Source organism: Halomonas sp. MCCC 1A13316, assembly GCF_014931605.1.
Lineage (GTDB): Bacteria > Pseudomonadota > Gammaproteobacteria > Pseudomonadales > Halomonadaceae > Halomonas.
Genome location: NZ_CP053382.1, coordinates 2140136 through 2163676 on the forward strand (window position 1 = coordinate 2140136; position 23541 = coordinate 2163676).

The 23541-nt window shown below is 63.1% G+C and carries 22 protein-coding genes; 7 read left to right on the forward strand and 15 right to left on the reverse strand.

Annotated elements, in window-relative coordinates:
* Positions 1 to 6: 6 nt before the first annotated feature.
* Positions 7 to 1857 (reverse strand): hypothetical protein, encoded by a 1851-nt coding sequence (locus tag HNO52_RS09905; protein ID WP_197568953.1) that lies wholly within the window; start codon positions 1855 to 1857, stop codon positions 7 to 9.
* A gap of 452 nt (positions 1858 to 2309) precedes the next feature.
* Here HNO52_RS09905 and HNO52_RS09910 point away from each other — a divergent pair, with 452 nt between their 5' ends.
* From HNO52_RS09910 to HNO52_RS09925, 4 genes are read left to right on the forward strand one after another with little or no spacing between them, the layout of a single operon-like run.
* Entirely contained in the window at positions 2310 to 3536 is a 1227-nt protein-coding gene (locus HNO52_RS09910) for a thiamine pyrophosphate-dependent dehydrogenase E1 component subunit alpha (protein ID WP_197568954.1), read from the forward strand.
* A 2-nt stretch (positions 3537 to 3538) separates the two neighbouring features.
* Positions 3539 to 4516 (forward strand): alpha-ketoacid dehydrogenase subunit beta, encoded by a 978-nt coding sequence (locus HNO52_RS09915; RefSeq protein WP_197568955.1) that lies wholly within the window; start codon positions 3539 to 3541, stop codon positions 4514 to 4516.
* A 27-nt stretch (positions 4517 to 4543) separates the two neighbouring features.
* Entirely contained in the window at positions 4544 to 6178 is a 1635-nt protein-coding gene (locus HNO52_RS09920; protein ID WP_197568956.1) for a dihydrolipoyllysine-residue acetyltransferase, read from the forward strand.
* A 9-nt stretch (positions 6179 to 6187) separates the two neighbouring features.
* Positions 6188 to 8029, forward strand: a complete 1842-nt coding sequence (locus HNO52_RS09925) for a protein kinase domain-containing protein (protein WP_197568957.1) — start codon at positions 6188 to 6190, stop codon at positions 8027 to 8029.
* Positions 8030 to 8047: 18 nt separating this feature from the next.
* Here HNO52_RS09925 and HNO52_RS09930 read toward each other — a convergent pair whose 3' ends face one another.
* From HNO52_RS09930 to HNO52_RS09950, 5 genes are all read right to left on the reverse strand, one after another.
* The gene (locus HNO52_RS09930) at positions 8048 to 9352 is read right to left on the reverse strand and encodes a TRAP transporter large permease (RefSeq protein ID WP_197568958.1); all 1305 of its coding nucleotides are present in this window, start codon (positions 9350 to 9352) and stop codon (positions 8048 to 8050) included.
* Between the two features lie 31 nt (positions 9353 to 9383).
* Entirely contained in the window at positions 9384 to 9947 is a 564-nt protein-coding gene (locus HNO52_RS09935) for a TRAP transporter small permease (RefSeq protein ID WP_197568959.1), read from the reverse strand.
* 66 nt (positions 9948 to 10013) lie between these two features.
* Positions 10014 to 10997 carry a TRAP transporter substrate-binding protein gene (locus HNO52_RS09940; protein WP_197568960.1) on the reverse strand — a complete coding sequence of 328 codons (984 nt, stop codon included), beginning with the start codon at positions 10995 to 10997 and terminating at the stop codon, positions 10014 to 10016.
* 35 nt (positions 10998 to 11032) lie between these two features.
* Positions 11033 to 12010, reverse strand: coding sequence for a LysR family transcriptional regulator (locus tag HNO52_RS09945; protein WP_197568961.1), 978 nt, complete (start codon positions 12008 to 12010; stop codon positions 11033 to 11035).
* Between the two features lie 11 nt (positions 12011 to 12021).
* Entirely contained in the window at positions 12022 to 12459 is a 438-nt protein-coding gene (locus HNO52_RS09950) for a VOC family protein (protein WP_197568962.1), read from the reverse strand.
* 219 nt (positions 12460 to 12678) lie between these two features.
* On the opposite strand from HNO52_RS09950, the gene HNO52_RS09955 reads away from it, so the two are divergent.
* The 3 genes from HNO52_RS09955 to HNO52_RS09965 are packed head-to-tail and all read left to right on the forward strand — an operon-like array spanning position 12679 to position 15082.
* Positions 12679 to 13431 (forward strand): 5-oxoprolinase subunit PxpA, encoded by a 753-nt coding sequence (locus HNO52_RS09955; protein ID WP_197568963.1) that lies wholly within the window; start codon positions 12679 to 12681, stop codon positions 13429 to 13431.
* Between the two features lie 2 nt (positions 13432 to 13433).
* Positions 13434 to 14138 carry a 5-oxoprolinase subunit B family protein gene (locus HNO52_RS09960; protein WP_197569176.1) on the forward strand — a complete coding sequence of 235 codons (705 nt, stop codon included), beginning with the start codon at positions 13434 to 13436 and terminating at the stop codon, positions 14136 to 14138.
* Positions 14135 to 15082, forward strand: coding sequence for a 5-oxoprolinase subunit C family protein (locus HNO52_RS09965; RefSeq protein ID WP_197568964.1), 948 nt, complete (start codon positions 14135 to 14137; stop codon positions 15080 to 15082). Before HNO52_RS09960 ends, HNO52_RS09965 begins: the two co-directional genes overlap by 4 nt.
* Here the strand turns inward: HNO52_RS09965 and HNO52_RS09970 are convergent, their stop codons facing one another.
* The 9 genes from HNO52_RS09970 to HNO52_RS10010 form a co-directional block, all read right to left on the reverse strand.
* Complete coding sequence (locus HNO52_RS09970; RefSeq protein ID WP_197568965.1) at positions 15083 to 15304, reverse strand: YlcI/YnfO family protein; 222 nt, start codon at positions 15302 to 15304, stop codon at positions 15083 to 15085.
* A gap of 149 nt (positions 15305 to 15453) precedes the next feature.
* Complete coding sequence (csiR, locus tag HNO52_RS09975) at positions 15454 to 16143, reverse strand: DNA-binding transcriptional regulator CsiR (protein ID WP_197568966.1); 690 nt, start codon at positions 16141 to 16143, stop codon at positions 15454 to 15456.
* A 114-nt stretch (positions 16144 to 16257) separates the two neighbouring features.
* Positions 16258 to 16872, reverse strand: a complete 615-nt coding sequence (locus HNO52_RS09980) for an ABC-type transport auxiliary lipoprotein family protein (RefSeq protein WP_197568967.1) — start codon at positions 16870 to 16872, stop codon at positions 16258 to 16260.
* The gene (locus tag HNO52_RS09985; protein WP_197568968.1) at positions 16869 to 17810 is read right to left on the reverse strand and encodes an MlaD family protein; all 942 of its coding nucleotides are present in this window, start codon (positions 17808 to 17810) and stop codon (positions 16869 to 16871) included. Before HNO52_RS09985 ends, HNO52_RS09980 begins: the two co-directional genes overlap by 4 nt.
* Complete coding sequence (locus HNO52_RS09990) at positions 17810 to 18616, reverse strand: ABC transporter ATP-binding protein (protein WP_442907169.1); 807 nt, start codon at positions 18614 to 18616, stop codon at positions 17810 to 17812. The genes HNO52_RS09985 and HNO52_RS09990 overlap by 1 nt, the downstream gene beginning before the upstream one ends.
* On the reverse strand, positions 18613 to 19734 hold the full coding sequence (locus HNO52_RS09995) for an MlaE family ABC transporter permease (protein ID WP_197568969.1): 1122 nt from the start codon (positions 19732 to 19734) through the stop codon (positions 18613 to 18615). Before HNO52_RS09995 ends, HNO52_RS09990 begins: the two co-directional genes overlap by 4 nt.
* A 102-nt stretch (positions 19735 to 19836) precedes the next feature.
* Positions 19837 to 20652 carry an IclR family transcriptional regulator gene (locus HNO52_RS10000; RefSeq protein WP_197568970.1) on the reverse strand — a complete coding sequence of 272 codons (816 nt, stop codon included), beginning with the start codon at positions 20650 to 20652 and terminating at the stop codon, positions 19837 to 19839.
* A gap of 91 nt (positions 20653 to 20743) precedes the next feature.
* Positions 20744 to 21952, reverse strand: a complete 1209-nt coding sequence (locus HNO52_RS10005) for a 3-oxoadipyl-CoA thiolase (RefSeq protein WP_197568971.1) — start codon at positions 21950 to 21952, stop codon at positions 20744 to 20746.
* A gap of 25 nt (positions 21953 to 21977) precedes the next feature.
* The gene (locus HNO52_RS10010) at positions 21978 to 23507 is read right to left on the reverse strand and encodes a 3-hydroxyacyl-CoA dehydrogenase (protein WP_197568972.1); all 1530 of its coding nucleotides are present in this window, start codon (positions 23505 to 23507) and stop codon (positions 21978 to 21980) included.
* Positions 23508 to 23541 lie beyond the last annotated feature (34 nt).

Here is a 23541-nt window from a genome sequence, read left to right on the forward strand (position 1 = left end):
GTAGCGTTACGCCAGTTCGCCGTGCTCCGTCAGTGTCGTTTCCCCCACGCCCAACAGCTGAAGTGCATTGTCGTCGATGAAGGCGTCCACCTCGGCAGCGCTCTGTACGCTGCCGCCATCGGCCCAGCCGGCATCCACCGCGCCGATGCGAAAGGCATCCGCTCCCGCTTCGATGCCGGGGTCGGTATCGGTATCCAGTACGTAGAACAGATCGCCGCTATCGTCCTCGAACAACAGGCCATCCAGGGTGTCGTCATCGTCGTTGGACACGTTCCCTTCGAAGTCGAAGGCGCCGTCGAAGCGACCCTCCTCGTCGACCGACCAGTGACTATCGCCGGTATCCCGCTCGAAGTAGGCGTCATTGTACTCCGCCGAGTCCGTGAAGGAGTGAGCGCCAGTATAGAGTCTCACCTCGCCGTCCGACTGGATTCGGACAGCCCCGTTGGTACTTTCCGGATGCAGCATTCTGCCGCTCACGACGTAGAAATCCTCGGTCTGCACCAGGCTATCGCCCGCAATGGTGAACGACCCATCCTCCAGCGCTAATTCGCCACGGCCCACTACATCGGTCAGGGAAGCGGAAATGCTAGGGGCCTCGATATGGAAGCTGGCCATATCGTCCAGCTCCCCTGCGCTCCTGTAGCTCAGGGAATCGCTTCCTTCGCCCCCGGTGTAGGCCAGGTCACGCCCGCTGACCGATATATTGTTCTGTCCCTTCCCCGAGCCGATGATATCGGCAGTGCCGCGCCCCGGGCCGTCAAAGGCGCCGATGCTGGCGTTCAAGGTATCTTCACCGGGAGGAAGGGGAAAGACATCGCCGCTTAGTTCTGCCGCGTCGATGCGGATCGATTCGGCCTGCGTGCCAGCGTCGTCTGCATATAAGACGACCCGTCCGCCACCGCTGAGGTTGGCCTCTTCGAGATGCGCGAGTTCGAAGCCCGAAAGCAGGAATTCGCCATCGGTGTCAGCACTCACGTGCCGCAGGGCCTCAGTCTCGGCGATGGAGGTGAGGTGGAAGCGAGCATCGCCGCTAACCGACAGCCGTTCCAGGTTGGCGGCATCGATATCCATCGAGTGGTAGGTGCCTCCATGGCTTTCGTCATCCTCGAACCGGCTCATCTTGCTCAGGTTGAACGTGGCTTCGCTCAGGTCTGCGCCATGCAGAGTGACATTGTTGAGCCAGCCGGAGGCGTCCACTTCCAGCGAATGCGCCGCATCGGCATGGATAGTACCGCGGAACCCTGTGCCCTCGGCCACCTGCAGGCTCACCGAGTCGCTATTGGTAAGGTGGTAGGTGCCGCTGGGCGATTCGTAGTCGGGGTTAGGATCGTCCGACAAGAAGGTGTCGATCACTGCAGGGCCGCTGCCGTCGAAGCGGAAGACGCCGTGGTACTCCTCCCCTCTTTCATCGGCACTCAGCTCCAGTTCCAGTGCGGCGTCGCCCATGCCGACGAGCGTGACGTCCTCATCGCTATCGCCCAGTGTGACGGATTCCACGTAGTGCTCGTCGTCGCCGTCTTCCTCGCCTGCGGGTGGCGGGTCAGTGGGGGGTATTGCCTCGTCGAAGCGCCGCATCAGCTGATCCGCTGGGCTTTCTCGAAGCGCAGCGAGGGCGGTTTCGAGCTGCTGTCCTAGTGGCAGATCACGCAGTTCATCGAGCAGGGCGGGCGCCTGCGGCATGCGGTTCAGGCTGGCATAGTCCTCCTTTTGCCGTGTCAGGAGATCATCATGTTCCGTGCGAAGAGCGGGGATGAGCGAAGGGGCGGGACGAAGCGGAGCGGCCTGGGCAGCCTGCTCTGCGACAGTGTGATGGGCCTCGAGGGCGTTTGACGAGGCTATGATGAAGTGGCGAGTCATGCGATTACTCCCTGTCGACTGTCCACGAGCAGAATCCGCTACTCGCGGTGAGCCAGTGCATTGTCAGGCGCAGGAGCGCGTGAGGATGGAGTTGCCTGCTACGTTACGCCCCTCCCTTTCTAGTAGGGAAAACGGGGCGCAGCAAGGGAAAGGCATAGGGTTTCTACTCAGGGGGCGAACGCCACCATGTTGCATCGGCGTCGACCGCTCCATGGCGTTGAGGTCCGGCTTGGCGAAATAATATCGCTGACAAGTGATTAGCCAGTCGATAATTTATACGTTTGTCCTGTTTGGCAGTAAATATGATGTAAAAAGATTCATCTTACGTTAACGTCAGCCTATCCAGCGTTGGCGATTTGCTGGAGGGACCCTCTGGCAGACGGCTACATTAGAGTCAACACTGCCCTCACGAGGGGCGGTTCTCCTCCTGCCATTACCCAAGGACCAGGAAGATGATAACAACACACGACGTCCACACGCCGAGCTTCATGACCGGCGATGAATTCCACATTCCCACCTTCCGCCTGCTGCAGCAGAACGGCTCCCTGTTCGAGGGCGCCGAGGCGCCCGAGCTGGATGAAGACAAGGCGTTGAAGATCTATCGCGCCATGCTCGTCACCCGCGTGCTCGACGAGCGCATGATGGCGGCGCAGCGCCAGGGCCGGCTGTCGTTCTACATGCAATGCACTGGCGAGGAGGCGGCTGTCATCGGTGCCACCGCGGCGCTGGACGATGCCGACATGATCATGGCGCAGTATCGCGAGCAGGGAGCGCTGGTCTATCGCGGCTTCAGCTACGACGAGTTCATGAATCAGTTGTTCGGCAACGAACTCGACTACGGCAAGGGCAGGCAGATGCCGATCCACTATGGTTCGCGCAAGCTGCACTACATGACCATCTCCTCGCCGCTGGCGACCCAGATTCCCCAGGCCACCGGCTACGCCTATGGTCAGAAGCTGGCCGGCGAGGGGCATTGCACCATTACCTTCTTCGGCGAGGGTGCGGCTTCCGAGGGGGATTTTCACGCCGCGCTCAACATGGCCTCGGTACACAAGGTGCCGGTGATTTTCTTCTGCCGTAACAACGGCTATGCGATCTCGACGCCGGCCAGTGAGCAGTTCGCCGCCGACGGTATTGCTCCGCGCGCCTTCGGCTATCGCATGCACGTGATCCGTGTCGACGGCAACGACGTGCTGGCGGTGTACCGCGCCACACAGGATGCACGCAAGATCGCCGTGGAGATGAACCAACCGGTGCTGATCGAGGCCATGACTTATCGGCTGGCGGCTCACTCCTCTTCCGACGACCCTTCCGGCTATCGCTCGCGCAAGGAGGAGGAAGCCTGGCGCGAAAAGGATCCGATTCTGCGCATGCAGCGCTGGCTGATCGATCTTGGCTGGTGGAGCGAAGAGCAGGAGAAGGAGCTGCAGGAAAGCCTGCGCCGCGAGGTGCTCGAAACCATGAAGCGTGCCGAGAAGCGTCCGCCGCCGCCCCTCGAGAGCCTGGTCACGGACGTCTATGCCGACGTGACACCGGCGCTGCAGCGGCAACTCGACGACCTCAAGACGCATATTCGCAAGCACCCCGATGCCTACCCGAAGGGGGCGAGCTCCCTCGATCCCGACGTCCAGGCGCCGGGCAGCGACCACAAGTCCAGCGATGAACAGGGAGGAGCCTGAACATGCCCAAGATGAACATGCTTCAGGCGATCAACAATGCGCTGGACATCGCCATGGCCGAGGACGAGAAAGTACTCTGCTTCGGCGAGGACGTCGGTGTGTTCGGCGGCGTGTTTCGCGCCACCAGTCATCTACAGGAGAAGTACGGTCGCGACCGCTGCTTCAACACGCCGCTGGTGGAGCAGGGCATCATCGGTTTCGCCAACGGCCTGGCGGCCCAGGGTTCGGTACCGGTGGCCGAGATCCAGTTCGCCGACTACATCTTTCCGGCCTTCGACCAGATCGTCAACGAGACCGCCAAGTTCCGCTTCCGCTCGGGCGATCTGTTCAATGTCGGTGGGCTGACCATACGCACGCCGTACGGCGGCGGCATTTCCGGCGGGCTCTATCACTCCCAGTCGCCCGAGGCTTACTTCGCGCACACGCCGGGCCTTAAGGTCGTGGTGCCGCGCAACCCCTACCAGGCAAAGGGGCTGCTGCTGTCGGCGATCCGCGATCCCGATCCGGTGGTGTTCTTCGAACCCAAGCGTCTCTATCGCGCCTCAGTCGGCGAAGTGCCGGAAGAGGACTACCAACTGCCCATCGGCGAGGCTGAAGTTACCAAGGAGGGTAGCGATATCACCGTGCTCGGTTGGGGCGCACAGATGGAAGTGATCGACAAGGCTGTGGAATTGGCCGAGAAGGCCGGCATCTCCTGCGAGGTGATCGATCTTCGCAGCATCCTGCCTTGGGACGAGGACACCGTGGTCGAATCGGTGCTCAAGACGGGACGGCTGTTGATCACTCACGAAGCGCCGCGTACCGGCGGTTTCGCTGGCGAGATTGCCGCTACCATCCAGGAGCGCTGCTTCCTGTACCTGGAATCGCCCATCGAGCGGGTGACCGGGCTGGATACGCCTTTCCCGCTAACCCTGGAGAAGGAGTATCTGCCCGATCACTTGAAAATCTTCGAAGCGATCAAGGCATCCGTGGCGTTTTGACGCCCGATATCAGGACAGGAGAAGACAATGAGCGATTTCATGCTGCCCGATATCGGTGAAGGTATCGTGGAGTGCGAAGTGGTCGAGTGGCGCATCAACGAAGGTGACGAGATCGCCGAAGACCAGCCTGTGGTCGAGGTAATGACCGACAAGGCGCTGGTCGAGATCACCGCCCCGGAGGCTGGGCGCGTCACCAGGTTGTATGTGGAGAAGGGCGAGGTCGCCAAGGTGCATGCACCTCTGTTTGCCTACGAGGCGACGGGCGAGGAAGGCTTCGAGACACCACCTCGTCCTGCTGCACGGGAAGAGGACGAAGTGGCGAGCCCCGCGGCCGAAGCGCCTCCCCCCGGCGCTCCGAGTGCTGAGTCTACCCCGGCAGCTGCAGGCAGGACGAAGGATTTCATTCTGCCCGATATCGGCGAAGGCATCGTCGAGTGCGAGGTGGTTGAGTGGCGCGTGGCCGAGGGTGAGCACATCGAAGAGGACCAGCCATTGGTCGATGTGATGACCGACAAGGCTATGGTCGAGATCACCGCTCCCGAGGCGGGCATCGTCAGCAAGCTTTACGTACCCAAGGGCGAGATTGCCAAGGTACATGCGCCGCTGTTCGCCTATACGCCCAGCCATGCAGAGCCGAGTGCAAGCCCGGCGGCCGGCAGCGAGGCATCTCGCCAGGAAAGCCGGGCGGAAGCACCTTCCGTCTCCTCGGTGGCCAGCGGTGGCCGCGGGCCTTACGGGCGTATCCCGGCGAGCCCCGCGGTGCGCCGCCTGGTGCGCGAGCACGGCCTGTCGCTCGATGCGATTGCCGGCTCGGGCAAGGACGGCCGTGTCCTCAAGGAAGACGTGCTGCGTTTTCTGGAAAGCGGCCCACGCGAAGACGACAAGCACGAGCAGGATCGGCCTGCGAGCCGGTCACGACCCAGCGATGCGGCCAAGCTGCCGGGCCGTGAGGACGGCGAAGTACGAGTCGAGCCGATTCGCGGTGTGCGTGCCGTCATGGCGCGGCGTATGGTGGAATCGGCCAGTACCATCCCCCATTTCCAGTATGGCGAGGAGATCGATGTCACCGAGCTTCTGACACTGCGTGAGCGACTGAAACCGGTGGCCGAGGCTCAGCAGGTTCGTCTGACGCTGATGCCGTTCTTCATGAAAGCACTGGCCTTGGCGGTTCGTGAGGAGCCGATCCTCAATGCACGGCTAAACGCCGAGGTGACCGAGATCCACTACCTGCCTTCGGTCAACGTGGGCATGGCGGTGGACAGCCGAACAGGGCTGATCGTGCCCAACGTCAAACATGTCGAGCAGCGTAGCGTGCTCGACGTGTCCCGAGAGATCCAGCGTCTCACGGCGGATGCCCGCGACGGCAGGGTGGCACAGGAAGACCTCAAGGGCGGTACCATCAGCGTCTCCAACATCGGGGCGCTTGGCGGTACCTATGCGGCACCGATCATCAATGCCCCGGAGCTGGCTATCGTCGCCATCGGCAAGAGCCAGTGGTTGCCGCGCTTCGACGAGCGCGGCGAGGTGACGAGGCGGGCGATCATGACGGTGACCTGGGCAGGCGACCATCGGGTGATCGACGGCGGCACCATCGCCCGCTTCTGCAACGCTTGGAAGGGCTACCTCGAAGCGCCGGAGACCATGCTACTTCACCTAGGCTGAGGCCGGTTCATGTCCCAGGCGCCGCTGCAGCAGTTCTACATCCCGGAAGAGCAGTCGATCTACCTGCTCAGCCACGACGATGCGCGTAAGCTCAAGGAGTGGGTGGCGCTGTGTCAGGCTCAGCTCGAACAGTTGGGCTATCGGGATATCGAACTGATCGGCAAGGGCGCTTATGGCTTCGTCTTCGCCGGGATCACCGCCTACGACGAGAAGTATGTGTTCAAGTTCACCCGGGTCAACCTGCCCCAGCAGTTGCAGGACCGCCTCGAGGAGGAGGCGTTCATGCTGGAGCAGGTGGAACACCCCCGGGTGCCGCGCTTGATCGCCTTCCAGCGCGTGCGTAACCAGTCGATCCTGGTGATGCAGCGTGCCCCGGGCATCAACCTGGAAGAGGTCTCGCTGCGGGAAGGACGTCTCTCGCCGCGGCTCGTGGTGCGCATCGCCGATCAACTCGCCGATATCCTTCGCAGCCTGCGACGCGAAGTGGGGCCGGCGGGCCGGCCTATCGTGCATGGCGACATCAAGCCGTCGAACCTGGTTTACGACGCCGGTCGCGAGGCGGTGGCGCTGATCGACTGGGGCTCGTCGGTGTTCGCCCAGCTCGATGCCAACCAGCAGTTCGTGTCGGCCAACGTGATGGAGCTGATGTCAGATAACCTGCAGCAGACCAATGCGCGTCTTGGCGACGTCTACTTCATCGGTGAGGAGCAACTGAACGGTGCACTGTCGTCGCCGCGCTTCGACGAACAGGGCACTGCCGGCACGCTCTATGCGCTGGCCTCGGCACAGTCGTGCCGCTTCGGTCATCGCGCCATTCCCGCCACCTCCCTGGGTCTGCCCCTGGAGTTCGCCCGCATGCTCGACGGCATGCTCGATCCCGATCCGCGCGTGCGCATACGCGCCGGGGACCACTTCATCCGTGAGATGCCGCGGCTGGCACGGGTGGTGATGATCGACCTGCCGGAAACCGCGGAGGCGCCACTGGTGCCGACTTGGGTACGGCCCTCGACGCGTGAGATCGACACCGTGGTGTACAGCTCGCGCAGGGCATTCCTGCGCGAGGAGGGTGGACGCGAGACGCTCAACGACGTCAATGACGTACAGCTCGACCGCTACTACAAGAACTTCATGCAGGGCATGGGCGAGACCGAGAAGGCTTTTCTCGCAGCGGTGAGCCGCCTGGGCAAGTATCCGGTGGTAGGCGGACTCGCCGTGCGTTGGGAAGCCGATGGGGTCTATATCGACACCTCGTTGAATCTGCACGATACCAGTCTCAAGACAGCCTTCGTCGCCGCCGTCAATAACATGGTCAATCTGGCCCGCGCCATCTATCGCCAGGGCATCTTCAAGAGCTGCCTTTTCAACGCCCGCGATACCCTGCACCTGGATCGGGAAAGCCCGGCGCACCCCTTCGTCGTCGAGCCCGGCATGCAACTGCGCTATGAGGTCAGCGCGGTACCCGAACTGGAGGATCGCAGCCGCCTGCACAGCTATTTCGAGGACGGGCCCGATCCCGAGGAATTCCTGGTCCTGCCGGAGACGATCATCACCTCGCTGGAAGCACTCAACGAGATCCATCACACCGGTATGATCATCTTCGAGGCGTTGCCCCAACATCTCAAGATTCACAGTTACTACCGCCTGCTCGACCCCTCCCGCGAGGCGGAGTTTCGCGATCGTCTCGAGGCCATCCTGGCGGCGGTGGGCTTGATCGAAGGGCTCGGCGTCTCGGGCTTCATGAAGATGCCCTACAAGGACACGCGCTTCTTCGCTCATGTCGAACGCCTGCCCGAGCGCTACTACCCGCGTAATCCACGCGAAGAGATCCGTCATGACGGCGCCCGAGGCTAGGCTCGGGCGCCGTGGCGTTCAGCGGGTCATGGTCTGGGGTAGGTAGAGGGCAATCCCAGGGAACAGGTGCATCAGCGCGATCGCGACCAGCATCAGCAGGAAGAAGGGCAGCGTGGCCCTGGTGATGGTCAGTATGTCCTTGCCCGTCAGACCCTGGATCACGAACAGATTGAAGCCCACCGGCGGCGTGATCTGCGACATCTCGACCACGATGACGAGATAGATGCCGAACCAGATCAGGTCGAAGCCGGCGGCGTTGACCAGCGGCATGATAATGGCAGTGACCAGCAGGATCAGCGAGATGCCGTCGAGGAAGCAACCCATCACCAGCAGCAGCAGGGTCAGCGCGATCAGCAGCATGGTCGGCGATAGGCCCATCTCGCCGATGGCGCGTGCCAGTTGCATCGGTACCTGGGTAAAGCCCATGGCCGAAGTCAGGAACGAGGCCGCGGCGATGATGAAGGCAATCATGCAGGCGGTACGGACGGCGGCGAACAGCGAATCCCTGAAGATGGCTGCATCGAAGCTGCCGTTCCAGCGTGCGATCAGCATCGATAGCACGACGCCGACCGCAGCCGCCTCGGTGGGCGAGGCTAGCCCGCCGTAGATCGAGACGATGATGCCGCCGATCAGCAGCAGAATCGGCACCAGTTCCAGGGTCTGATGCAGCTTCTTGGCCAGCGGCAGTCCGGACTCGTCCTGGCCCGTGAGGCCAAGGCGGTTGCCGCGGAACAACGACCAGACCACCAGATAGCTCATGAATAGCGCCAGTATCATCAGCCCCGGGCCGATGCCGGCCATGAACAGCCGCGAGATCGACTGCTCGGTGACCACGCCATAGACGATCAGCACGATCGAGGGGGGAATCAATAGGCCCAGCGTGGAGGCGCTGGCCAGGGTGCCGATGGCCATGTTGCTGTCGTAGCCACGGCGCTCCAGCTCCGGCAGGGTCATCTTGCCCACGGTGGCGCAGGTGGCCGCCGACGAACCGCACACGGCAGCGAACATGCCGCTGCCGATGATGTTGGTGTGCAGCAGGCGTCCCGGCACGCGGTTGAGCCATGGCGACAGGCCGCGGAACATATTGTCGGCGAGTCCCGAGCGGAACAGTATCTCGCCCATCCAGATGAACATCGGCAAGGCGGTCAGGTCCCAGCCGTAACTGGCGCCCCAGAAGTCGGAGGCGAGTATTGGGCCCGGCTCAAAGGAGCTGAAGAAGGCCAGCGCGATCCAGGCGGTACCGATCAGGGCGAAGGCGATCCACACCCCGCTGCCCAGCAGGAGAGCCAGCGTGAGAATAGTGGCCAGGCTGAGTGTCAGCACGAGACGTTACTCCGTTTTGTTGAGCCGCGACTCAGTGAGTTTCGCTGTCGTCAGAAGCAGTCGCTTCACGAAAGCTACCCGGTTCGCGAATAGCGATCCGTAGCGTCTGCACCAGCGCCTCCGTCAGTGCCAGGCAGAGCAGGACGACGCCAACGAGCAGGGCAGTCTGGGGAATCCAGAGCGGGATCGACAGGAAGCCGGAGGAGACGTCGTTGAATTCCAGGCTCTCGCGAATGATCTCGACGAGTCCGTAGCTCAGTAGCACACTGAGGACGAGGGCAACCGAAAGACAGAAAACCTCGAACCAGGCGCGCAGCGCCGAGGGCAAGCGACCGATCAATAGGGTCACGCGGATATGCGCGTGGTGAACGAAGGTGTAGGCGAGACCCAGGAAGGTGGCGCCGACCAGCAGGTAGGCAGCGATCTCGGAGAGGCCGGTGATGCCGAAGCCAAGGCGGCTCAGGCCAACCAGCACAAGCAGGGCATCGACCAGGCGGAAGGTGACCTGCAGGGCAACCAGGGTACAGATCGCCACCATGCAGGCGGCCGCGCCCCAGGCACCCAGGCGATAAAGTGCGTTGAACTTGAAAGTCATGGCTGTGCCTCGAGGCGAACTGGGAGAGGCGTGGCGGCAGCCCACCACGCCTTGTCTCTTGCGGGATCAGTTGTCGCGCTGCTGCTGGTACTCCTCGAGCACCTGCATGGATTGCTCGCTGGCACGCTCCTGCCATGAGGAGAACAGCTGATCGCCTGCCTCCTGCAGGGCGGCGGCCACTTCCTCGTTGGGCTCGGAGACGGTAATGCCATTCTCTTGCAACGCCTCGAGGCTGGCCTGGTTGTCGTCACGGCTCATCTGCCAGCCGCGCTCCTCGGCTCGTGCAGCCGCTTCCAGCAGTGCCTCCTGGGTCGGCTCATCGAGGCGATCGAAGGCACGCTGGTTGATGAAGACGATGTTCTTGGGCAGCCACAGGTTGGCGTCGGTGTAGTGGGAGACATAATCCCATGCCGTCATCGAATTTCCGGTGGAGCTCGAGGTGATCATGGCATCCACCCGGCCGGTGCTGAAGGCAGTAGGAATGTCGGCTTCCTCGGTCTCGGTGGGGCTACCGCCCAGGTAGTCGACGAAGCGCTGGGTATTGATATTCGGTGCGCGGACGCGAAGTCCCTCGAACTGTCCCGGATCGGTCAGTTCGAAGTCGGTATAAATACCTTGGGCCGGCCAGGCCACGGCATACAGCGGTTTCAAACCCTGGTTGGCGAACAGCTCCTCGATCACAGGCTTTGTGGTTTCCCACAGTTGGTAGGCTTCGTCGTAGCTGCCGGCAACCCCTGGCAGGGTGTCGACCTCGAAGATCGGATCCTCGTTGGACAGAGTCGAGAGGAAGACCTCACCGGCCTCGATGGTGCCACGCCGCACCGATGACTTGATTTCTCCATGGGCTACTAGCGAACCGCCGCTGTGGACGTTGATGGTCAGCTCTCCGTCGGTGGCCTCGGCCACATCCTCGGCAAACTGCTTCACATTCTGGGTATGGAAACTGGCATCGCCATAGGGGGTCGCCATGGTCCATTCGGCGGCGGTGGCCGCAGCGGAAAGGCCGCAGGCGGTCGCCAGCAGCAGAGAACGGGACAGGATATTGTTCATTGTCTTCTCTCTTGTTGGATTTCCAAGGATTGTGGTCATGTTGCCAGTGGGTGTGTCGTGGGACGTTCTGGCCGCACCCAACGGCCGGGAAAATCGCTGTGAGCCATGTCGTCGCGGCGCGATCTTGCGTAGCGTTCGGCACATTCCTGGGCCAGCAGCCCAACGCTACGACAGAAACGCGGATGGCTGGCCGGACGCCATATCACGTCGTAGTGCATGTCGGGTAGGGCACATGGCAGTTCCAGGCGGTACAGCTTGCCGCTGCGCCACTCGTCAAGCACGGTGGCGACGGGCAAGGCACCGATGCCAAGGCCCTCCATGGTCATTCGCACGATGGTCATCAGGGTACTCACGCTGTGAATGCGTGGGTGCTCCAGCCCCTGCCGTGCCAGGTAATCGATCAGTTCCTCATAAGGTCGCGCCTTCTTGCCGAAGGAGATGAACGGCAACCCGACCAGCCAGCTATCGGGACGGGCAGTCAACATCTCGACATGATCCGGTGAGACGAACATGCCCATCTCGTAAGGGCTGAGCGATACCTGGTCGATGCGCTCAGGATCGAGATAACCGTTCATGGCAAGCAGGATATCGAGGTCGTTGCCGGCCAGCCGCTGGTTGAGCGCCGGAGAATAGTCGACGCTCAGCTCGATGGTGAGCCGCGGATAACGCTGCGTCAGGGCGCGCATGAAATCGGGCAGCCAGCTATGGGCGATGGTTTCGATGGCGCCCAGGCGCAGAGGAGCGGAGTAGTTCTCTTCGTCATCGAAGAGTCTCAGTGCTTCGTCGCGCTGCTGCAGCAGCCGCTCCGCATGCACAAAGAACTCGCGACCGCGCATGGTCGGCTGGATGGGCCTGGCGGAGCGCTCCAGCAGCACCTCTCCGACGCTGCCCTCCAGGCGCGAGATGCGCTCCGAGATAGAGGGCTGCGTCAGGTGCAGGCGTTCCGCCGCCTTGCGGAAGGAACCCAGCCTGACCGCCCAGACGAAAGCCTCCAGCTCTTTGAAATCAAGCATGACGGAGCCGGTCAGGCCTTCTTGAACAGCTGTTCTTCACGGTTCTTGAAGGCCTTGAACTCCAGAGCGTTACCGGAAGGATCGTAGAAGAACATGGTGGCCTGCTCACCGGCTTCGCCCTTGAAGCGGATATAGGGCTCGATCACGAACTTCACGCCGTGATCCCTCAGCTTTTGGGCCAGGCTTTCCCACGCCTGCATTTCCAGCACTACACCGAAATGCGGCACCGGCACCCCATGGCCATCGACGGGATTCTTGTGGCTGGCAACCGGGTTGTCCTTCAGGGCTGGGTTGAGATGGCAGACGAATTGATGTCCGAACAGATTGAAGTCCACCCAGCTGTCCGATGAGCGCCCTTCGGGGCAGCCGAGGAAGTCGCCGTAGAAGCGGCGTGCCTCTTCGATGTCGTGAACCTGAATGGCCAGGTGGAAAGGATCTTTGACCGCCATGAGGGTGAACTCCTTTTGTTGACGTTATAGGGCCTCGATTCCTTTCATTGATAATCCCCGAAAGGAGCGAGGTCAACCATTTTTCCACTAAATAACAAGATGATAGGCGACGACGATACGAAGTATCGTGAAAAACGATTGGCCAAGAAAAAAGCCGCTTCATATAGTGAGATACGCTACAAGAATAGACGTTTGACACCGCTTGACACAGGAGTCGTCATGGCCGTTCCCCTGCTCAACTGCGACATGGGCGAAAGCTTCGGCAACTATTCGCTGGGGCTCGACAGTGAGGTCATGCCTCATGTCGATTGCGCCAACATTGCCTGCGGCTATCACGCCTCGGACCCGCACGTGATGCGCCGCACGGTACGGCTTGCGGTGAAGCATGGGGTGAGGGTGGGGGCGCATCCTGCTTATCCCGACCTGGTGGGGTTCGGACGCCGCTCCATGGCCTGTTCTCCCGCGGAAGTCGAGGACATGATGCTCTACCAGATAGGTGCGCTGGCCGGTATTTGCCAGGCGGAAGGGACCGCCATTCGCTACGTCAAGCCGCATGGCGCGCTGTATAACGACATGGCCCGCGACCCCGAGCTGCTGCGTGCCGTCATGCGGGCGGTACGCAGCTTCGATCCAGGCCTGCCGCTGATGCTGATGGCCACGGCCGATCCCGTGCCGAGCCGCCAGTTGGCTCGAGCAATGGATGTTACCATCTGGTTCGAAACCTTTGCCGACCGGGCCTACGATGCCAATGGTCATCTCGTCTCACGTCGCTTGCCGGGAGCGGTGCATCACGACCAGGCGATCATCGTCGAACAGGCGGTGCGCCTGGCAAAGGGCGAGCCGCTTCGTTCAGCGGATGGCACCGAGCTCGAGCTGCCCTGCGACACTCTTTGCGTACACGGCGACAATCCCGAGTCGGTGGCGGCGGTACGGGCCATCCGCGAGGCCTTCGAGGCGCTGAAGACGACGTGACGATTCGACCGCGCATCGAAACGGCCGCCATGGACTCTCTCATGGTGCGCCTGTTCGACACTATCGACGAAAAGAACATGCCCTGGATTCTCGCTGCCGATCGGGCGCTTCGCGAGGCCTTCGGGCAATGGTTGATCGACCTCGTGCCTTCCTACACCACGCTGCTGCTGCACTACGATTGCCTGAGCCTGACGCACGCGGAGGCACTGCAGCACATCGGGCGTGTGCTTGATCGGCTTGAGCCGGCCGCTGCCGAGCATGGGACGTACCACGAAATCCCGGTCTGGTATGACCCCAGCGTCGGCCCGGAACTGGCACGCGTGGCTGAACGGGCGGGGCTGGCGGTCGACGAGGTTATCCGGCGTCATTGTGCTCGCGACTATTACGTCTTTGCGCTCGGCTTCGCGCCCGGTTACGGCTTCATGGGACTGGTGGAAGAGGCACTGGCTACGCCGCGCCTGAATACGCCGCGGCGGCGGGTACCCGCCGGCAGCGTCGCCATCGCCGAACGCCAGACCGCCATCTATCCGCTGCAGTCGCCGGGTGGGTGGAACATCCTGGGGCGCACCGCCGTACCGCTGTTCGAGCATGCTCGCCGCGGCGAGCCACTGCTACTCCCGGGTGACCGGGTGTGCTTCATGGCGATTTCTCGTGACGAGTTCGAGCGGCAGGGCGGCGACACCACACCGCTGGAGAGCGCTTCATGAATCGTGTCGTGTCGCATACCCTGCGCGTCGTGCAGGAGGGCCCCCTGGCGCTTGTCGTGGATAGCGGGCGCTTCGGTGTGCGTCACCTGGGGGTTACCCAGGGCGGCGCCGCCGACTGGGTCTCCTTCTCCTGGGCCAACTGGTTACTGGGCAATGTTCCGAACGCCGCAGCGCTGGAGATCGTGATTGGCGGTGGCTTGACGCTGGAGGCGGAGCAGGATGCGACCCTGGCCTTGGCGGGGGCGGATCTGGAGGCCCGCCTGGACGACCGTCCACTCACACCCGGTTCGACCTTTCGTATCGCTGCGGGGCAGCGCCTGACCTTTCGCCAGCCGCGTCAAGGCCTGCGAGCCTATCTGGCCGTGCCAGGCGGGTTCGATGCACCGGAGGTGCTGGGTAGCCGCAGTGCCACACCGAGGGAACAACTGGGCGGACACCTGGGTGACGGCAGCGCATTGAAAAACGGCAACCGGCTCGAATGGAGCGGGCAGCAGGCGCCGGAGCGTCGTCTGCCGTTCGACCCGGCCAAGGGTATTACGCTGGTGGGGCAGCAATTGGCGCTGGTACCCGGGTCGCAGATCGGTCATTTCACCGGGGTGAGTCTCTATCGTGCCTTCAACGCACCGTGGCGCATTGACGACCGTGCCGACCGCATGGGGATCAGGCTGCGTGGGCCCGAGCTTCACTGCCGGTTGGGTAGCTTGATCTCCGAGGGGATTCCTCTCGGGGCAGTGCAGGTGCCACCGGACGGACAGCCCATCGTGTTGCTCAACGATCGCCAGACCATAGGCGGTTACCCCCGCTTGGGGGCGCTGACTCCATTATCCACAGCGCGCCTGGCACAGTGTCTGCCTGGAGAAGAAGTGAGACTGATAGCCACGTCCCACGAGCAAGCGCTGGCGATGCATCGAAGCTGCCTGAATGAGTTCCGCCGAGACGGATGATCAGGCGCCCAAGCCGCTCTCGCGAAGCAGCTGGTCGAGGGCAGGGCGATGGCTGGGTAGCGGGGCGTTGACGGCTTCCTCCAGCAGAAACTGAGCTTCCAGGTCACGCATGCCCATCGCGAGGCAGCTCTCGATCAATTCGCCCTTGCTCTTGCCGGTGCGCTGGGCGAGCCTCTCGAGGCGGGATTCGATGTCGCGGGAAAAACGCAGTAGGTGTGGCATGTCTCCCTCCCTTGGCCCTGCGTCAATCAGGCCGGTTCTTCTGGTTTGCTTTCAACATAAGCCGTTGCGTTCGGCCTGTCACCTCCCATTCTGGCGACAGCGTATGACAGGATGGTGACGCAGAGGAGCGGCTGAAAGGGGGGGGCGTGTCATGCCAGGCCGCGGCGGGTCATCACTTCGGTGATGATCGGAACCGGCGTCATCAGGTGCTCACGCATCATGTCGGCGGCGCGTGCGGCCTGCCGTTCGAGTATCACCTCGACCAGGGCGGCATGCTCCTGACGCTTGCGCTCCAGCGCCTCGTCGGAGAATACCGTCTCGTGCAGCCACAGGTGTCGGTAGCGCTCAACCTGATCGAACAGGCTGTCGCGCACCTGTAGCAGATGAGGTGAGCGGCAGCCGCTCACGATCGCCGTATGGAAGGCCTTGTGCCGTGCATCCCAGACATCCAGCAGTTCGTCGGGAGAATTCACTTCCATGACCTTCGACAGGGTGTGCGCCTTGGCCAGGATGCTGGCCTCCCAGCTGTCGTCGCCGCGTTCGATGGCAAGCTTGAGCAACAGCCCTTCGAGATGGGCGCGTGCATCGTAGAGATCGCTGAGTTCGGCCAACGACATCGGGGCTACCCGGTAGCCACGCTGGCTGATGGCCACCACCAGGCGCTCGGCAACGAGTTGGGAAAGGGCTTCGCGCAGTGGGCCGATGCCTAGCCCATAGCGCTCCTTGAGCCGGCTCATCAACAGCTTTTCGCCGGGCTGGAACACGCCGCGAATGATGTCGTGCTTGAGCCAGCTGTAGGCGCTGATACCAAGATTCTGGCGTGGCGTATCCATCGTCATCGTCGTTGTTCCCTTGAATTTGCCGAGCATGATAACCAATCGCTACCGCTGCGGGTAACTGCTCGACTTCATGCCAAGTACCAATGTTCGTGCAGACCATTTGTCAGAGAGAAATCAGCGCTGCTTCATTTGCGCCGTGGTCCAGTCGACCAGTTCACGTGCCAGCCTGTCCGCCGCCGTGCCGAAGGCGTCGATCACGTCGGGGATGGCCTCGCTCTCCGCGCGCTGTCGTTGGACGAAGCGTTGGTTGGCCAGGACTCGCTGCGAGCGGGTGTCGATCAGCCTGACGTCGAGACGTAGCGTTGCCACGGGGAGGCCGTCTTGGTATTCGCTGTGGAAGCTGCGCAGGTCGCTGAGCAGCTCCATGTCGGCTGACACGGCACTGTCGTCATGCACCAGGTGCGCAATACGTCCATCGTCCTGAAAGGCATCGAACAGGCGGTTGCGAACGAGCTGCGGCATGCCGTCAGCCCAACGCACGCCTTCGTAGGCTCGTGGCTGGTTGGGCAACGGCACGACGAGGATTCGCGAGCCATCGAGCAGGCCGCTGGCGCGTGGTGTTGCCAGGCGCAGTGTCGCTTCGATTCGCTCGCCCGGTCGAGGTGCGGGATCGAGGCTGCGAGCGGGCAGTTCATACAGGACGACCGGGGTGCGTTCCGGCACCAGACTACAGCCGACCAGCGACAGGACGATTACCACGACTGCAGTCAGGGGCAGCCGATGCCTCATGGGCTGAACTCCTCGACACGATCGCGTCCCAGCAGGAAGTCGCGCGGGTTATCCTCCAGACGCCGCATCAGACGGTTCAGCGATGAGAGCGTGTTGCGCAGTTCCAGGGTCGCCGGCCCCAGGCCCTGCACGCCACGCAGGCCGCTCTCCAGTGCTCCCTGGTTATCTTCCAGCAGTGACTCCAGACTCTGGGCGGTGCGTGCCAGGCTGGTAGTGACCTGGCGGACGTCCACCAGCATGCCTTCCGCATGGCCCTGCAACATGCCGCCGGTTCGGTTGGCCAGCGCACGGATTTCGGCAAGTGCTCGGGCAGCCTCCTGGGACAGTTCGTTGAGGCGTCCGGCCAGGTGGCCAGGTGCGTCTCCGAGGCTGGCTAGCTGGGCCGTGGTGAGCTCCAGATTGGCCAGTATTCGTTCGATGTTGTGCACGTTTTCCTCCGACAGCACCGCCTCCAGCCGCGAGAGCACGCGATTGACGCTGCCCAGCAGCTCCTCGCTGTTGCTGAGCATGGCACTCAGCGGCGACTGGTCGGCGATGATGCGTGGAGGCTGGTCGTCGCCTCGGGTAACCAGCAGAGGGCTGTCCGGGGCGCCTCCCTGCAACTGGATGGACATGCTGCCGGTGATGCTGGTCAGGGCCAGGCGCGCGCGGGTGTCCTGACGGATCGGCACCTGGCTCTCGACGCGAATCAACGCCAGGACGTTGCGAGGATCGTCGGGATCGAGGCGCAGGCCGGCGACCTCGCCGACCCGAACGCCGCTGTACTCCACGGCGTTGCCCTCCGACAGGCCGCTGACACCATGATTGAAGAGAACCTCATACTGGGTGTAGCCCTGGTCGCGGGTGCTCTGGTTGAGCCACAGGGCGAACAGCGTACCACCGACGACCGCCATCACGACGAACAGGCCGATTACGACGTGGTGTGCACGTGTCTCCATCAGCGTTTCTCTCCCTGTGGTGACGATTCGCGTTGTGCCGCCTGGCTGGCGGCCCGCCCCCTGGGACCGTGAAAATAGTCGCGTATCCAAGGGTCGTCGGTGGCTTCTACCATGGGCAACGAATCGGCCACCAGGACTCGTTTGTCGGCGATCACGGCAACCCGGTCGCAGCTCGAGTACAGCGTATCGAGATCGTGCGTGACCAGAAAGACGCTGAAGCCCAGCGCATCGCGTAGCGTCATCAGCAACCGGTCGAAGGCGGCGGCGCCGATGGGGTCGAGGCCAGCGGTGGGCTCGTCGAGGAAGAGTACCTCGGGGTCGAGGGCCAGGGCACGAGCGAGCGCGGCACGCTTGATCATGCCGCCGGAAAGCTCCGCGGGGTTGAGTCGGGCAAAATCGGGCGGCAGCCCTGCGAGCGCCAGCTTGACCCGCGCCAGGCATTCGGCGTCGGTACGCGACAAGCCGGCATGCTCGATCAACGGCAGGGCCACGTTCTCCTGCAAGTTGAGCGAGGAGAATAGGGCGCCGCGCTGGAACAGCACGCCGAAACGGCGCTCGATCCGGGCTCGCCGGGCGGGAGACAAGCGCTGCAAGTCTTCGCCGAAGACGCGGATGTTGCCACCGTCAGGCCGCTTGAGCCCGACGATGCTGCGCAACAGTACCGACTTGCCGGTGCCGGAGCCGCCCACCACGCCAAGAATCTCACCGCGCCGAATGTCCAGGTCGAGCCCTTCGTGAACCACATGAGAGCCGAAGCGGTTGACCAGGCCGCGGATCACGACGATGGCTTCTCCCGTCTGCTTCACCAGCCCATCTCCATGAAGAACAGCGCCGCTAGGGCATCGAGCAGGATCACCATGAAGATCGACTGCACCACGCTGGAGGTGGTGTGCGCTCCTACCGATTGAGCGCTGGCACCGGCCTTGAAGCCTTCCAGGCAGCCGATCACGGCGATGACGAAGGCAAACAGCGGTGCCTTGGCGATGCCAACCAGGAAGTGCCCCAGCGGAATGTCACGCTGAAGGATGATGAGGAACTGCGTGAGAGAGATGTCTAGCGCCATGGTACATACCAGCGCCCCTCCCAGCATGCCGCTAAGCATGCCGATCAGGGCCAGAATCGGCAAACTGACCATCATCGCCAATACCCTGGGGAGTACCAGCATTTCCATGGGGTCGAGCCCTTGAGCGCGCAGCGCGTCGAGCTCTTCGTTGGCTTTCATCGAGCCGATCTGCGCGGTGAAAGCACTGGCGGTGCGTCCGGCCAGCAGTATTGCCGCCAGCAGGACGCCGAACTCGCGCAGAAAGGCGTAGGTCACGAGATCGACGGTGTAGATGGTTGCGCCGAAACTACGCAGCACGGTGGCGCCGAGGAAAGCCACCACCGCACCGACCAGAAAGGTGAGCAGAGCGACGATGGGAATGGCATTGAGTCCGGTCTGCTGCACGTGTGCCGACAGCGAGGTGACTCGCCAGCGCCAGGGCTTGAATAACGTGATCATGAACGTGCTCAGCGTCAGCCCGATGAAGGCAACGAGCTGGAGCTGCTGTCTTGCGAGCAGTTCGACGACCTGCCCGAGCCCTGCCAGTACCGTGAGAGGGTTGCCGCGTTGCGTTGGCGGTGCAAACAGAGGGCGACGATTGGCATCGGCGACGGCCTTGAGCAAGGCCTGGCGTTCGGTGGGCAGGTTCGGCGCCCACTGGGCGATCTCGTGCACGTTGGCGGGACCCAGCAGGTCGACAAGCAGGGCGGCGCCGGAGGTGTCCAGCTCGCCGAGTCGCTGCAGGTCGACCGATTCGACTTCGTGGACCTTGGCCACGGCATCCCGCAGCCTGGCATAGTGAGGCAGTGTCCAGTCGCCAACGGCGCTCAGACGATAGGCATCCTGCTCCAGCATGCCGGGACGCGACGCGGTGTCAGGCATGGCGAGTCGTCCGTCTACGTGAAAATGGTGCCCTAGGGCATCTCATCATCACTATATCGACATACGCCGTTAGGCAACAGCGGGCGCTAGCCGCTGCTCATGCTACTGACCAGTGCCGTGCTGCAATTCGGTGAGGATGCGCCTTGCTACTTCCTTGAGTCTCGGACCCAGGTTATCGACCATGGTCGAGTGGCTGAGGCGATGCGCGGCGCCGCCGCAGTTGATTGCCATGACTTCCGCCCCGTCTTCTAGGATAAGGGGGGCGGCTACGGCGCTGATCTGGGATTGCCAGTCGCCTTCCGAAAGACAGAAGCCATAGCGCTCAAACTCTTCCTGGCTGCGCCTGATGCCCTTCTCCAAGGCCTGCCATTCGCTTCCGTGAGCCTTGGCCAGCTCGGCCATGACCGCTTCACGACGCGCCTCGGGTAGACCGCATAGCCAGGCACGACCGATGGCCGTGGTTGCCATGGGCAAGCGAGAACCCACGTCAAGCCGCACGATCAGCGGGCCGCTGCCATGACAGCTCTCGACGTACACCATGTCATTCTTGTCGGCCGCCCCCAGACTGACGTTGCAGTCGGTGGCTTCGGCAAACTGCTGCATGAAGGGCCGGGCGATCTCACGGATCCCCTGGCTTGCCAGGAAGCGATAGCCCAGCGCCAGGATTCCCGGCCCCAGCCGGTACTTCTCCAGCCGGGTGTTATGGCGCAGGTAACCGAGCTGGGTCAGGGTGTAGGTCAGGCGCGAGACCGTCGGGCGTGGAATGCCGGTACGGCCGGACAGCTCCGCATTGCCAAGATACTCCTCGCCGGTGCCGAAGGCGCGAAGCAACTCCAGGCCACGGGCCAGGGCAGTAACGAAATTGCGGTCCTTGGTCGGCGCGGTCTGCTCGTCTTCCACTGGGGCTGGTTTGTTCATGGGTTTCCCTGTCGCGAGATCGTAGGGCGGAGTATCGCATATCGCCCCGGGCCGGGTCCGCTGGCGACAACGGCCCGAGGCACGAGGCCGGCTAGCCGTCCAGGCGCTCGAGTATGCAAGCGATGCCCTGCCCGACACCGATGCACATGGTGACCAGGGCATAGCGTCCTCCGCTCGCCTCAAGTTGACGCAGCGCTGTCAGGGCCAGGCGGGCGCCGGAGGCACCCAATGGATGGCCGATGGCGATGGCGCCGCCGTTGGCGTTGAGTCGCTCGTCCTCGACGGCAATGCCCAACTGCTTGATACAGCCCAACACTTGCACAGCGAAGGCTTCGTTGATCTCGATAACGTCCATCTGATCGAGGGTGAGTCCGGCTCGCTCCAGCGCCTTGCGGCTGGCCGGGACCGGGCCCAGGCCCATTACACGGGGCGGAACACCGGCTACGGCGCTGGCGACGATGCGCCCCCTGGGGGCAATGCCGGCACGTTCACCGGCCGCCAGGCTGCCGACGATCAATGCCGCAGCGCCGTCGTTGAGTCCGGAAGCATTGCCGGCGGTCACCACCCCGCCTTCGAACAGCGGGTTGAGACGGGCCAGCTTATCGACATCGCTGCCCGGGCGGGGATGCTCGTCGCGAGCCACGTTCAGTGGTGGCTGCTTGCGCCCTTGGGGCACCTCGATGGCGAGCAGCTCATCATCATAGAATCCACGCGCCTGGGCCACTGCGTAGCGTGCCTGGGAGCGGGCAGCGAAGGCATCGCTGGCGTCGCGGCCGATATCGAGCTCGTGGGCCACGTTGTCGGCGGTCTCCGGCATGCTGTGGCTACCGTATTCGCGGGCGATCCAGGGATGCGGGAAGCGCGAGCCGATAACGGTGTCGTACATGGGTTGATTGCGTGCGAAAGGGGACTCGGCCTTGCCCAGCACATACGGCGCCCGAGACATCGACTCCACGCCGCCGGCCAGGAAAAGTTCGCCTTCGCCCAGACGCGTGGCACGGGCGGCGTCCATCACAGTGGCCAGTCCGCTGCCGCATAACCGGTTGACTGTCTGTGCAGCCACGTCGACCGGCAGGCCGGCCAGCAGTCCGGCATGGCGGGCCACATTGCGTGAATCCTCGCCGGCCTGGTTGGTGCACCCGGCTAGGACTTCTTCGTAAGCCTCGTGCGCGAAGCCGTTGCGTTCCACAATTGCCTTGAGTACGTAACCGAGCAGGTCGTCTGGGCGGACCGCGGCCAGGCTTCCGCCATGGCGGCCGAAGGGCGTGCGCAACCCATCATAGATATAGGCGTCTTGCATGAAGATCTCCTGTTGAGCGGTAGGCTCAGGCGTTGGTCAATGGCAGGCCGAGAGTAGCGCGTCGACGCAGCCAGGGACTGGCGCGATAGCGCGGATCGCCGGTGGCCGCCAGCATATTGTCGAGAATGGTGAGTATTCGTCGGCTGCCGTAATGGTCACCCATGGCCAGCGGCCCATGGGGATAGCCCAGCCCCAGTTCCACGGCACGGTCGATGGTTTGGGGGGCGGCTACACCCTGCTGGGCGATCTCGCTGCCGACGTTGACGATGCAGGCCACTACCCGCTGCAGCACGAAGCCATTGCTGTCATGCAAAGCATTGACCGGCGTGCCGTCGTGACCGAGCAGGGTCATGGCGGCATCACGGTATTCGCCACGAGTGGCGGGTGTGGTCATCAGTGAACGACGCTTGTCGAGGCCTGCCAAGAGATCCACGGCCACGCAGCGTTCGGCCGGCACACCGAGGCGCAGTGCGCAGGCGGTGGCATCCTCCCCAAGTGGTGCAACCAGACAGAGGGCCTCGGAAGAGGGCGATACGCCACTTTCCAACGGCCAGCCGGCACTGTTCACCAGCGAGGCGAGCGCCTGGTGAGCTTCCGCGTCTTGGGCCGCGATCCATACCGGGCGCGGCGGCGCCGAGGGCAGGGACGGCTGTTCGGGTACCTGCGGCTTGTCATCGACGTAACGGTAGAAACCTTCGCCGCTCTTGCGTCCCAGCAGGCCGGCAATCAGTCGCTGGCGGGTAATCGGTGACGGGCGAAAGCGCGGCTCCTCGTAATACTGGTGATAAATCGACTCCATCACCGCGTGGGATACGTCGAGCCCGGTAAGATCGAGCAGCGCGAACGGCCCCATCCGAAACCCGCCCTGGTCGACCATGACGCGGTCGATGGTTGCGGGGTCGGCCACACTTTCGCCGAGGATGCGTAGCGCCTCGGTGCCGTAGGCGCGCCCTGCGTGATTGACCAGGAACCCCGGAGTATCGGTGGTACGCGCGGTGAAATGGCCCATGGCACGGCCGAGCGCCTCGACATCATCGGTAACGTGACCGGAGGTGCGCAGCCCGGGAATGACCTCGACTATCTTCATCAGCGGCACGGGATTGAAGAAGTGGAAACCGATTACACGCTCGGGGTGGCGACAGGCCGATGCGATGGCGGTCACCGAGAGTGACGAGGTATTGGTGGCAAGTACTGCTCTCTCGTCGAGTATTTCTTCGAGTTCGGTGAATAGGGATTGCTTGGCCTCGAGCTTCTCGACGATGGCTTCGACGACAATGTCGCACTCGGCCAGGTCGGCGAGCGAGGCAGCCTCCTTCAGGCTGGCCCGATAGCGCTCGGCATCGGCTTCGCTGAGTCGTTGCTTCTGCACGCCGCGATGCCACATGCCGGCGATGAAATCGCGCGCCTCGTCGACGGCACCTGCACGCAGATCGTGAAGGTAGACGGTCAAGCCTGCCTGGGCGGCAATCTGAGCGATGCCGCGCCCCATGGCGCCGGTGCCGACTATGCCGAGTGTGTTGAAGCTAGTGCGGGGCGGCGAGGTGCCGTGCGACATGGTGACGTCCTCTCTGGTGGTGTTTACTATTCCG